At 63.2% G+C, this 12205-nt stretch carries 10 protein-coding genes; 9 read left to right on the top strand and 1 reads right to left on the bottom strand.

The features are described 5' to 3' along the window. The first annotated feature begins 29 nt into the window (after positions 1-29). Complete coding sequence (gene dnaJ / locus HQR01_RS09475) at positions 30-1148, top strand: molecular chaperone DnaJ (RefSeq protein ID WP_173214625.1); 1119 nt, start codon at positions 30-32, stop codon at positions 1146-1148. On the opposite strand, the gene HQR01_RS09480 is transcribed toward dnaJ, so the two are convergent. Next, positions 1126-3474, bottom strand: coding sequence for a patatin-like protein (locus HQR01_RS09480; protein WP_173214626.1), 2349 nt, complete (start codon positions 3472-3474; stop codon positions 1126-1128). The genes dnaJ and HQR01_RS09480 overlap by 23 nt on opposite strands. 70 nt (positions 3475-3544) lie before the next feature. Between HQR01_RS09480 and radA the strand changes: the two genes are divergently transcribed. The 8 genes from radA to HQR01_RS09520 all read left to right on the top strand — a co-directional run bounded on the left by radA (position 3545) and on the right by HQR01_RS09520 (position 12193). After that, positions 3545-4912, top strand: a complete 1368-nt coding sequence (gene radA, locus HQR01_RS09485) for a DNA repair protein RadA (RefSeq protein ID WP_173214628.1) — start codon at positions 3545-3547, stop codon at positions 4910-4912. An 18-nt stretch (positions 4913-4930) separates the two neighbouring features. Continuing rightward, positions 4931-5455: a CvpA family protein gene (locus tag HQR01_RS09490; protein ID WP_173214630.1), complete on the top strand. Its 525-nt coding sequence runs from the start codon at positions 4931-4933 to the stop codon at positions 5453-5455. After that, entirely contained in the window at positions 5452-5886 is a 435-nt protein-coding gene (locus tag HQR01_RS09495) for an iron-sulfur cluster assembly scaffold protein (RefSeq protein WP_173214632.1), read from the top strand. The genes HQR01_RS09490 and HQR01_RS09495 overlap by 4 nt, the downstream gene beginning before the upstream one ends. Positions 5887-5924: 38 nt before the next feature. Continuing rightward, the gene (locus HQR01_RS09500; protein ID WP_234030108.1) at positions 5925-7550 is read left to right on the top strand and encodes an MFS transporter; all 1626 of its coding nucleotides are present in this window, start codon (positions 5925-5927) and stop codon (positions 7548-7550) included. 7 nt (positions 7551-7557) lie between these two features. Continuing rightward, positions 7558-8595 (top strand): alanine racemase, encoded by a 1038-nt coding sequence (locus tag HQR01_RS09505; protein ID WP_173214634.1) that lies wholly within the window; start codon positions 7558-7560, stop codon positions 8593-8595. A gap of 77 nt (positions 8596-8672) precedes the next feature. Then, positions 8673-9215: a polyhydroxyalkanoate synthesis repressor PhaR gene (phaR, locus tag HQR01_RS09510; RefSeq protein WP_173214636.1), complete on the top strand. Its 543-nt coding sequence runs from the start codon at positions 8673-8675 to the stop codon at positions 9213-9215. A 50-nt stretch (positions 9216-9265) separates the two neighbouring features. After that, entirely contained in the window at positions 9266-10810 is a 1545-nt protein-coding gene (gene proS, locus HQR01_RS09515) for a proline--tRNA ligase (RefSeq protein ID WP_173214638.1), read from the top strand. A 36-nt stretch (positions 10811-10846) separates the two neighbouring features. Further along, positions 10847-12193 carry a M28 family peptidase gene (locus HQR01_RS09520; RefSeq protein ID WP_173214640.1) on the top strand — a complete coding sequence of 449 codons (1347 nt, stop codon included), beginning with the start codon at positions 10847-10849 and terminating at the stop codon, positions 12191-12193. The last annotated feature ends 12 nt before the right edge of the window (positions 12194-12205 follow it).

The following is a 12205-nucleotide window of genomic DNA, read 5'->3' on the forward strand; positions in this document are numbered from 1 at the left end:
TGGCGGCTAGGTTTGGGGCAGGAAAGACCATGTCAGCGACAGAAGCCGATTTTTATGAAGTGCTTGGAGTGGCGCGCGATGCCGATGGCGCGACCATCAAGAGCGCCTATCGCAAGCTTGCGATGCAGTTCCACCCTGACCGTAACCAGGGGTGCAAGGAGAACGAGGCCAAGTTCAAGTCGGTCAGCGCCGCCTATGAATGCCTCAAGGATCCCCAGAAGCGCGCTGCTTACGATCGCTTCGGCCACGCCGCCTTCCAAAATGGTGGGCCCGGTGCCGGCGCGCACGGCGGTGCCGATTTCGGCGACATCGGAGATATTTTCGAGACCATTTTCGGCAGCGCCTTTGGCGGCGGCCGGGCGCAGCCGCGGCGCGGTGCCGATCTGCGCTATGACATGCAGATCGATCTCGAAGACGCCTTCCACGGGAAGTCGACCGAGATAGAGATCGAAGTTTCCCAGAACTGCGACACCTGCCACGGCACCGGGGCCACTCCGGGTACCCACGCGCGAACCTGCAACCTGTGCAGTGGACGCGGCCAGGTGCGGGCGAAGCAGGGTTTCTTCGTGGTCGAGCGACCCTGTCCCAACTGCCACGGCAGCGGCGAGGTCATCACCTCGCCCTGTCGCGATTGCGGCGGCGAAGGGCGGGTGGACCGGCCTCAAAAACTCGCGGTCGAAATCCCCCCCGGCGTGGATACCGGAACTCGTATCCGCTTATCGGGCAAGGGCGAGGCAGGACCGCGTGGTGCGCCTCCCGGCGACCTCTACATTTTCGTCCACGTCAAACCGCACGCGATTTTCCAGCGTGAAGGCACGAACCTGGCGACGCGGGTGCCGATAAGCTTCACCAAGGCCGCGCTTGGCGGATCGATCGACATTCCCAGCCTCGATGGCGAGGAAGTGACAATCGAGATTCCGGCGGGCATTCAGTCGGGCAAGCAATTGCGTCAGCGCGGTGCGGGCATGCCCGTCTTGCAGGGCCGTGGTCGTGGCGACCTGGTCGTCGAGATCGCCGTCGAAACCCCGACTAAACTGACCAAGGAACAGCGTGCCTTGCTCGAGCAGTTCCGCGAGACCGAGACGGGCGATGAATGCCCCGAAAGCCGCGGTTTCTTCGACAAGCTCAAGGACGCTTTCGGGGGCTAGGCTCCCCGGGACCGCCCAAGCGCTCGTTCACTTCCCGCCTCAGAGTATCGATCAGCTTCTGCGAGCATCGGCGCATCGACTGTTCTTCGTCGAGAATGGCGTGAAACGCATCATGCTTGAAACGGCGGCAGGTGCTGTCATCCATCCGATCGGGTGTGGTGGAGCAGACTAAATCGATCATCCGCTCGCAGCCGTGGAGGCGGCCCCACAGATAATCGTTCTCACGATAGGCGCGGCTGAAGAAGGCGCCGAAATTATAGAACTCGATCCCGCGCAGCGTCGCTTGCGTCCCACCTTCGCGAATGCTGCGGGCATCATCGGGGCTGATACGATCGACCTTCACCGCGTCGAACTCGGTGAGGGAGTCGTTGCGCAACAAAGGTAGTGTGGCGACGTCGTAGAAGGGGAAGCCGAGATAGCCGAACAGCATCCGCCGCCGGAGATTCTTCGGCATCGTTTCCAGTAACGAGGAAAGCATGACCTCGGCCCGATCATCGACTTCCGGCAAGAGCCGCTTCGCTTCGAGCATGTCGAGGAGGGTGCCCGGGTCGCGCAAGACATTCTCTGCGATAGGCTCGAACGCAGGCCCCATCGCCGAAAGACCCTCCTTCTCGAAATAGAGGGCGAGGATTCGATAGACCGCGTCACGAGCGTCCCCCAGTGCTTCGTCGTCGATTTCGGGATCGGCCTCCCAGTCACGCGCAAGGCGGCGAGCAAGCAGGCGCAGGCGCCGAATTCGAAAGCCTACATCGTGCTCGCGGAAGAAGGCGATCGCCTGATCAGTAGCGCCACCCGATGGGTCTGCCAGCATGTCCAGCCCACGCCGGGCCAATTCTTCGCGCAGGACCGCTTCGATCGGCGCAGGATCGTCGAGCATCAACTTCGGGGCGGCATCGAGAATGAGCCTCGCCAACCGCATGACGATGCCTGAGAATTTCGCTTGGGCGTAAGAGTGAAAAGCATAGCCCGCCTGCTCGGCCGCTGCTTGCTGCGCTTTCCGGCGCCAGGCGCCCAGCCTGGCGGGAGTGGGGCTGTCGAGGAACAGCGTCAGGCCGAAGAGCTTCTCGACAGCCGCGTCGACTTGCGGGCGCAGGGTGGCAACAATGCGGCTCGTCCTCTCGGCTTCGCGGCTCTGTTGGTCGAGTTGCTCGAGGTTGTCTCGGATTGGCTGTTCGCGCGGGATGGTCGATAGCGAACCGAAGATAGCGGAGAAGAAGCCCACGGGCTCGTTGGGTCCACCACCGCGATTGCTGGAGCGGTCGGGCCGCGGGTCAATGTAGACGAATCGCCTGTCGACTTCGCGCTGCGCCGGACGGCCCGGCAAAGCCGAGATCGCACCAGCGAAGGGCTTGTTGACCAGCACCGATCCGTCAATCAGCGAAACACCTTCCACGGTACCCCGATCGACATGCACCGGGATGATCCGTTCAAGGAAGGCGTCACGCCCCGGCCACGCGCGGCCAGAGCGCCGTATCAGCTGGTCCATCTCGTCCAGTCGCAGCGGCGGGAATGCACCAGGGAAGCTTGCCGTAGCCCGCGCGGCGAAAACCAGCTCGATCGGGTTGGTCAAGCTCTCGCCACCGGTTGCTGGTGTGCGCACACGGAAAGTGATCGGGGTACGATGCTCGGTGTCTTCGACCACGGGAGGGCTGTGGAGCCGCAGGAGCTCGAGATAGCCGTGAAAGTCAGTCGCCGTAACGTAGAGATCGAGCGGATGACCTGGCGGTAGCAGCGGAGCCTCCGCGGCCGTCGCTTCCATCGCCGAGAAAGCTCTTTCGAGCATGCAGGAGAAGCCGATGCCGGAGAACGGCGGTTCGAACCAGCGCCCGCGAATGAGATGCGACATCTTGCGCCGAACTTCCTTGCGGGTTTCGGGAGCGACTGTGTGCGCAATGTCGCTACCTGGGCGGCTCAGCAGCCAATCGGCGAAGGGCTGGGCGTAGAGCTTCGACATACGCCAAGTCGGCTTGGCCTCCGGATCGACGAGCTGGTCGACGTCCGCAATCTCGAGCCAAAGATCCGTGAGCGGCTCTAGCGATTGCCCCGAGTAGATCGCCTGGGCGAGGAAGATGGCGTTGATCCCGCCTGCACTTGCACCGCTCATGATATCGGGAAGCACGCGGAGGCGCAGTCCGTGCGCTTCGGCGACATGTTCCAGCAATGAGCGATAGACTGCATCGACGCCGCTGCGCGGCGCATCCTCCTGATGGAAGTCGCGGCTTGCACGGGACAGCTGCCACAGCTCGCGGGTAACGCCATGCATGTAAATTGCGAGGCTGACCCCGCCGTAGCAGACCAGCGCAATTCGAAGTTCTTTTTGCCGCATCGCCCAAGCTTTGCATGGATTTCCGATCCTTGGCAATTGCGTTCCCGAATTGTTCCGGTTAGCAAGCAGTATGGCCAAGCCCAAGAAACGCTATGCCTGCCAAGCCTGTGGCAGCGTCACCCACCGCTGGCAGGGACAATGCCCCGATTGTTCAGAATGGAACACGCTGGTCGAGGACGCACCCGCCACGGTCTTCTCGCTGAAGCATGATCTGTCGAGCGGGGGCCGGGCGGTCGAGTTTGTCGATCTCGACAAACCCGGTGCCCTCCCGATCCGGCAACCTACGGGGCTGGCCGAATTCGATCGCGCCTTGGGCGGGGGACTCGTACCGGGTTCGGCCATCCTGATGGGCGGCGACCCGGGCATCGGCAAGTCGACCTTGCTGCTGCAGGCGGCGGCGCAGATCGCGCGGCAAGGGCGCGGTGTGATCTACGTCAGCGGCGAGGAGGCTGCGGGCCAAGTGCGGATGCGCGCCGCGCGATTGGGGTTGTCCGACGCGCCGGTGAAACTGGCCTCGGCCACCGGCGTGCGCGACATCCTTACGACGCTGGGTCAGATGGAGACGCCTGCGTTCCTCGTGATCGATTCGATCCAAACAATGCATTCCGACACGATCGAGGGCGCACCAGGCACCGTAAGTCAGGTGCGCGGCTGCGCCTTCGAGCTGATCCGCTATGCCAAGGAGAACGGCGTTGCGCTGGTTCTCGTCGGCCATGTGACCAAGGACGGAACCATCGCAGGGCCACGGGTGCTCGAACACATGGTCGATGTGGTGATGAGCTTCGAAGGAGAGCGCAGTCATCAGTATCGCATCCTGCGCGCACTCAAGAACCGCTTCGGTGCCGTTGACGAGATCGGCGTGTTTTCGATGGCAGGTGAAGGGCTGGAAGAGGTAGCCAACCCCTCCATGCTATTCCTCTCCGGTCGGTCCGAACCCATGGCGGGCAGCGCGGTGTTTCCGGCGATCGAGGGCACCCGGCCCGTTCTGGTTGAAATCCAGGCGCTGATCGTACGGCTCCAGTCCGGTGCCACACCGCGCCGTGCGGTAGTGGGTTGGGACAGCGGAAGGCTGGCGATGTTGCTGGCCGTGCTGGAATCGCGCTGCGGGCTGAACTTCAGCTCGGCTGAGGTTTATCTCAATGTAGCTGGCGGTTACCGCTTGAGCGATCCCGCTGCGGATCTTGCAGTGGCCGCAGCGCTCGTCAGCGCCCTGGCCGACCGCCCGTTGCCTGAGGGCAGTGTATGGCTTGGGGAGGTTTCACTGGCAGGCGAGATTCGCCCGGTGGCACATGGTGGCCTGCGGTTGAAGGAGGCCGCGAAGCTGGGCTTCACGCGTGGACACGGCCCGGCTGACAGCAAGAACCTCCCATCGGACCTCGAGTTCATTGGTTTGGGACAACTCGCGAACCTCGTTGACCGGGTGATTACGTCGGCATAGTCCCTGATCGGCTCGGTCATGACAGGGTTTGATCTTCTCGTTCTGCTCATTGTGGGCATCGCCGCAGTCGGCGGCTTCTCGCGAGGTTTCGTGCAGGAAGTCCTTTCCCTCGCTGCTTGGGTTCTCGCGGCCTTCGCCATTCGCTATCTCCATACTCCGCTGACGCTTGCCATGCAGGAGTTCCTCGGGACTGGCGTTTCGACTTCGCTGTTTGCTTTCGCACTGCTGTTGTTGATCCCCTATGCCGCGATGATCGTGATCGCGAACAATGTCAGTCCCGCTTCGAAGGGAGCGGTCCTCGGTCCCATCGATCGAGTCCTTGGCTTTGGTTTCGGCGCGCTAAAGGGCGTCCTCATCACCGTCCTGGCCTTTTCACTGCTCGTGCTCGGTTACGATACCGTGTGGAGCTTCAAGGGTCGGCCAGCGTGGATGACCACCGGGCGCAGCTATGAGTTCGTCGATGCGAGCTCGCGCGCTTTGGTAGAAGTCCTGGCCGAACGCCGCGCACGCCTGCGCGAACAGGCGCCTATAGTCGAAGAATGACCGCGTCGCAGCGCACTGCGCTCTATTCCCCTGAATTGCTGGCACTTGCGGTCGAACTGGCGGACTGCCCACTTGATCCAGCCATGCCCTTGCAGGGCCACGCACGCTCGCGAACCTGCGGCAGCACTATCACGTTCTCGGCACGAGGCGATGGGCGGATCGAAACCTTCGGCATGCGCGTCGCCGCCTGTGCCGTGGGGCAAGCGGCAGCGGCATTGTTTGCTCGTTCAGCCACAGGGCGCACGACCGCCGAGGTTGAAGAGGCATTGGACCAGCTACGCGGCTGGCTCGCGAAGGAAGGTGCCGAACCGACGTGGCCGGGTATCGGGGTACTTGCCCCAGCACGGGATCATCCGGGTCGGCACGAAGCCATCCTGCTGCCGTGGAGAGCGGCGCTGGACGCGCTTTGCAATGCACAAACCCGCGGCTAAACCCGCCCGGTCATAAGCGTCACAGGGAGAGCGCAATCTTGCACCGCGAGCCGACCGAGAAGGAAATCCGCCTCGTCATTGCCGCCAGTTCGGCGGGCACGATATTCGAGTGGTACGACTTTTTCATCTACGGCACGCTCGCCGCGCTGATCGGCGCGGCCTTCTTCCCGAGCGATAACGAGACGCTGGAAATCCTTCTCGTTTGGGCGGGCTTTGCGGTTGGCTTCGGCTTCCGCCCGCTGGGTGCGATCTTGTTCGGTTTCCTCGGTGATCGACTGGGGCGGAAATACACCTTCCTCGTCACGGTGACGCTGATGGGCATCGCCACCGCCGGGGTTGGCCTGATCCCCGGCGCAGCGAGCATCGGCATTGCCGCGCCGCTGATCGTGATCGGCCTGCGCATCCTCCAGGGACTTGCGCTGGGCGGCGAATATGGTGGCGCTGCGATCTACGTCGCCGAACATGCCCCACCCGAAAAACGCGGGTTCTACACCAGCTTCATCCAGGCGAGCGTGGTCGGCGGTTTCGTGCTCTCAATCGTCGTCGTGCTCCTCTGTCGTGCGTTGATCCCGGCGGACGATTTCGCGGCCTGGGGCTGGCGCATTCCGTTCCTCCTTTCGCTGATCCTGCTCGGCATTTCCCTGTGGATGCGCATGAAGCTGTCGGAGAGCCCGGTGTTCCAGGCGATGAAGGCGGCTGGCGAAACCGCGGGCAACCCCTTCATCGAGAGCTTCACCTATCCCGGCAACAAGAAGCGTATCTTCGTAGCGCTGTTCGGTGTCGCCGGCGTTCTGACCGTGATCTGGTACACGGCCTTCTTCTACGGCCTCTCGTTCCTGCGCGGCCCCATGCGCGTCGATGAAAAACTAACCGAAGTGCTCATGTTGGTCGCGGGCCTTATTTCGATGAGTTTCTATATCTTTATCGGCAAATGGTCGGACCGGGTGGGGCGCAAGAAGCCGATCATTATCGGCGCAATTGCCACGCTGGTGTTCCTGTTCCCGATCTTCTGGGGCATGGGTGCCCTCAGCAACCCGGGACTGGAAAGCAGCGCCCGCGCCGCGCCTGTGGTGGTGAGTGGGCCGCAGTGCGACTACGATCCTTTCGCCAGCGTCCAATCGACCGAGTGCGGAAAGCTGCTTGCCGACCTTACTGCGTTGGGCATCAGCTACGACGTTTCCGAAGCGGATATGTCCAGTCTCGCCATCGGAGGCGAGAGCTACGACTACGCCGGTCTTGCAGACGACGCGCGCCGGGCGACCGTTCAGGGCTGGCTTGAAGGGCAGGGATACGACTTCTCCAAGCAGACGCCGTCGTTCCTCAGCCTGGTTGGCATCGTTGCGCTGCTCTGCGCCTTGGGCATGCTTTCGGCACTGACATATGGTTCTGTCGCGGCATTGCTCGCCGAAATGTTCCCGGCACGGATCCGCTACAGTTCGATGTCGATCCCCTACCACATTGGTGCGGGCTATCTCGGCGGCTTCCTGCCGTTGATATCGGGCTACATCGTGGCCAGCACGGGGAATCCTTACTCGGGGTTGTGGTATTGTTGGGCCGTAATGGCCTTTGGCCTGCTGGTCGCCTGGTGGGGCATTCCCGACGGGCCGCCTCGCGATTTCGAGGACAGCGGCGAAGATCCGCCCGCGTCCCCCGTCCTTCCATGAGTGTGCAATGACCGACCTACCGCCGCCTGCCCTGCGGCTGCGTATCGATAGTTCGGCGATCGCCGCCAACTGGAACGTGCTTGATCGCCTCTCCGGCCCTGCGCGGGCAGGCGCGGCGGTCAAGGCGGATTGCTATAGCCTCGGGGTCGATAGCTGCATCCCTGCGCTGCGAGAGGCCGGCTGCCGCGACTATTTCGTCGCGCATTGGTCAGAGGTGCCTGCGGTGCTGCGCCACGTCCCGGCAGACCAGCTAGCCGTTCTGCACGGGCCAGTCACAGCGGGGGACGCGGCCTATGCACGGGCTGCGGGGGTCCGGCCGATCATCAACAACCCACAACAGGCAAGGCTATGGCTGGAAAGTGGCGGCGGCGCCTGCGATCTCATGGTCGACACCGGCATCAATCGCCTTGGCGTAACGCCGGACCAGCTGTCCGACCCGGCGATACAGGCACTGGATGTCCATCTGCTGCTCAGCCACCTCGCCAGCGCTGACGAGGACTGCGCGCAGAATGCCCAACAGCTCGCCGATTTTCGTTCGGTCATGGCCCTCGTGAAGCATCGTCGGGCAAGTTTGGCGAACAGTGCCGGTATCGGCCTGGGCAGCGAGTACGGATTCGACCTGACCCGGCCCGGGATTGCTCTCTACGGCGGTATCCCGCGCCAAGAATTGGCTCAGGCGATACGGCAAGTGGCATACCCGCAAGCCGCGCTGATCCAGGTCCGCGACTTGCCGGCGGGCGCCAGCGTGGGGTACAATGCTACATTCACTGCGACGGAACCGATGCGCATCGGCGTCGTATCGCTCGGCTATGCCGACGGTGTCCTGCGGTGCTGGGCCGGCGGACACTTCGTCCACGGGGAAACCAGCCTGCCGATCCTTGGCAAAGTGTCGATGGACATGATCGTGATCAGCCTCGATGCTGCGCCCATTTTGCGGGAAGGCGATTGGGTGGAGCTGCCGTACAGCCTGCCCGAGGCTGCCCGGCAGACCGGTCTGTCGCAGTATGAGCTATTGACCGTTCTGGGACACCGCTTCGAACGCTAGCCACGCCGTGTTGCGCTGCACATTGTGCACATGCTAAGCGCGGATGTTGCGCACAAAAACCAGGGGAGCGTACCGGAATGGCCAAGCGTACCGCCGACGGCGAGCCGATCATCATCAAGAAATACGCCAACCGGCGGCTCTACAACACCGATACCAGCAGCTACATCACGCTGGACGACCTTGCCGGCATGGTGCGCGAGAACGTCGATTTCCAGGTGCTCGATGCCAAGTCGGGCGACGACATCACCCATACCATCCTGACCCAGATCATCGTCGAAGAAGAGAGCCACGGTTCGCAGATGCTGCCGGTCAGCTTCCTGCGTGATCTTATCAGCATGTACGGCAATTCGATGCAGTCGCTGATGCCCAGCTATCTCGAAGCGAGCATGGCCAATTTCCGCAAGAACCGCGAACAGCTGCAGGAAGCTTTCGCCAAGGGCCTCGCATCCAACCCATTGGCCAAGCTGGCCGAAACCAATCTCAAGATGATGCAGAACGCGGCCGAGGCGTTCATCCCCGGGGCGCGCAAGTCGTCCAAGCCGGACCAGGCAGCGGAGCTTGCCGAGATGCGCGCGCAGATGGCTGCCATGCAGAAGAAGCTGGACGAACTGAGCAAATAGCGGCATCGGCCCGCGCTCATTCCGACTAGCAGAATACGGGAAATAGCGACGTGGCCCAGATCCGCCATGCACTCAGCACCAAGCGCGCCGATGATTTCGCCGCCTGGTACCAGGAAGTCATCTCTGCCGCACAAATGGCCGAGGAGTCGGGCGTGCGCGGCTGCATGGTGATCAAGCCATGGGGCTACGGCATCTGGGAGCGCATGCAGCGCCTGCTCGACGACCGGATCAAGGCGACCGGTCACGAGAACTCCTATTTCCCGATCTTCATTCCGCTGTCGAACTTCGCGCGTGAGGCGGAGCACGTTGACGGCTTCGCCAAGGAAATGGCGGTGGTTACCCACCATCGCCTGATCGCCGGCCCCGAGGGCGGATTGATCCCCGATCCCGAAGCCAAACTGGAAGAACCGCTGGTGGTTCGGCCGACCTCGGAAACGATCATCGGCGATGCGATGGCGCGTTGGATCCAGTCGTGGCGCGACCTGCCGCTGAAGCTGAACCAATGGGCCAACGTGGTGCGCTGGGAAATGCGCACGCGGATGTTCCTGCGCACCAGCGAGTTCCTCTGGCAGGAAGGGCACACCGCGCATGCGGACGAGGCCGAGGCCAAGGAGCACACGCTGCGCATGCTCGAGGTCTATCGCGCCTTTGCCGATGAAGACCTGAGCCTTGCGGTGGTCGCAGGCGAAAAGCCGGAGAACGAGCGTTTCCCCGGTGCGGTCGAGACCTGGTCAATCGAGGCAATGATGCAGGATGGAAAGGCGCTGCAGGCAGGCACCAGCCACTATCTCGGCACCAATTTCGCGCAGGCCAGCGGCATCCAGTACCAGGATCGCGAGGGCACGCAGACTTATGCCCACACCACCAGCTGGGGCGTTTCGACCCGGATGGTCGGCGGCGTCATCATGACGCATGGCGACGATGATGGGTTGCGCCTGCCGCCCAAGATCGCGCCGCAGCAGGTCGTCATCCTGCCGATGCTGCGCGACGACGACAGCGACGCAGCGCTGATCGACTATTGTGAAGGGCTACGCGCCACGCTCGCAGGCCAGCACGCGCTGGGTGAATCGCTGCGCGTCCTGCTCGATACGCGCCCCGGCAAGGCGGCGCAGAAGCGCTGGGACTGGGTGCGTAAGGGTGCGCCGGTAATCGTCGAGGTCGGCGGGCGCGACATGGAAAACGGCGTGGTCAGCATGCTGCGTCGCGATCGGCTGTGGGACGAGGCGAGTGGCAAGCCCGCCTTCCAGACCCCGACCCGCGAAGTGGCCGGGCAGACTATCCCCGATGTGCTCGCCGATATGCAGGCTACCTTGCTTACTGAAGCGCTCGAACGCCGCGAGGCGAACGTCACGCGCGGTGTGGCCGATTTCGCAGCGGTCGAAGCGCATTTCGGCGGCAAGGCCAAGTACCCGGGTTGGGTAGAAGTCCAGTGGTCGAAGCCGACTGGTGCTGCGCTCGACAAGGTGGTCGAGCGGCTCAAGGCGCTGAAGCTGACCATCCGCAATGTCCCGATCGGTTCGGCTCCGGCGAATGGCGCCTGTATCTTCACCGGCGAACCGGCCGTGGAACGGGTGCTCCTGGCCAAGGCTTACTAGCTTGAACTGACGGGCAGTTTGGGTGAGACAGCGGGCATGAAGAAGCTCGCTTTCGCCGCCGCCCTCATTGCCGCCCCGATTTCAGCACAGAGTTCCGATCCCGCCGCCGGCGTGTCGGAGGCACGCTTGCGCGCCGATATCGATACGCTGGTGGGGTTCGGCACGCGTCACACGCTATCCGAGCAGGACAACCCCAAGCGTGGCATCGGCGCAGCGGTCGACTGGGGCCTTGCCGAATTCAGCCGCATTTCCGCGCAATGCCGAGGTTGCCTCGAGATCGTTGCGCCGGAGCGCATGGTTTCAGGTGCACGCATTCCCACGCCGGTACGCCTGCGCAATGCCGTGGCGATCCAGCGGGGGGCCGAGCGTCCCAATGAGGTCGTGATCGTCCAGGGTCACATCGACAGCCGCGTGTCCGACCCGCTCGACTGGCAGAAGGATGCCCCCGGCGCCAACGATGATGGCTCGGGTACCGTGCTGGTGCTCGAGGCCGCGCGCAACCTGTCGCAGCGCAGCTACCCCGTCACCATCGTCTATGCGCTGCTTTCGGGCGAGGAGCAGGGGCTCTTCGGTGGACGACTGATGGCCGACTATGCTGCCGAGCAAGGCTGGCAGGTCAAGGCGGTGCTCAACAATGATATCGTCGGCGGCAGCTGCGGCAGCGACGGCTGGTGCGACGACGCGCATGTCCGCCTGTTCTCCGAAGGTCCGCGCGCCGATTTGACCGACGAACTCCGCGCGGCGCAACGCCGCGAAGGCGGCGAGAACGATACGCCGAGCCGCAATCTGTCGCGCTATATCGACCAGCTTGCGGACCAATATGACGGAAGCCTCGATGTGCGGCAGATTTGGCGCGCCGACCGCATGGGGCGGGGCGGGGACCAACTCCCCTTCCTCGAGAAGGGCTATCCTGCGGTGCGGATTACCGTCGCGGTCGAAAACTACAATTGGCAGCACCAGGACCTGCGCATCGAGGATGACATCGAGTACGGTGACACACCGGACAAGATGGATTTCCCCTACCTCGCCCGGGTCACGCAGCTGAACATCCGCGCGCTCGACGCGCTGGCGCGGACACCAGTTCCTCCTGTCGCCAAGGCTGAAGCTGCGGTGCAGACCTTTACGGACATTAAGTGGGCAGAAGTCCCTGGAGCCATCGGCTACACAGTCTGGCAACGCCGTACCGACGAACCCTATTGGCCTGCCGAGCCGGTGATCGCGAATGTCGTAGCAACCAGTGCACGACTGGAAGGCGTGCGCGGGGACGACTGGATCTTCGGAGTAAGTGCGACCGCGGTCGACGGGAAGCGCAGCCCCGTTTCCAGTGCCGTCCCTGCCGGCCAGTTTGCGCCTGCTGCACCGAAGAAGGATGACAGCGAGTAGCTGCGTCCCCAT

It is taken from the genome of Erythrobacter mangrovi (genome assembly GCF_013260645.1).
Lineage (GTDB): Bacteria > Pseudomonadota > Alphaproteobacteria > Sphingomonadales > Sphingomonadaceae > Qipengyuania > Qipengyuania mangrovi.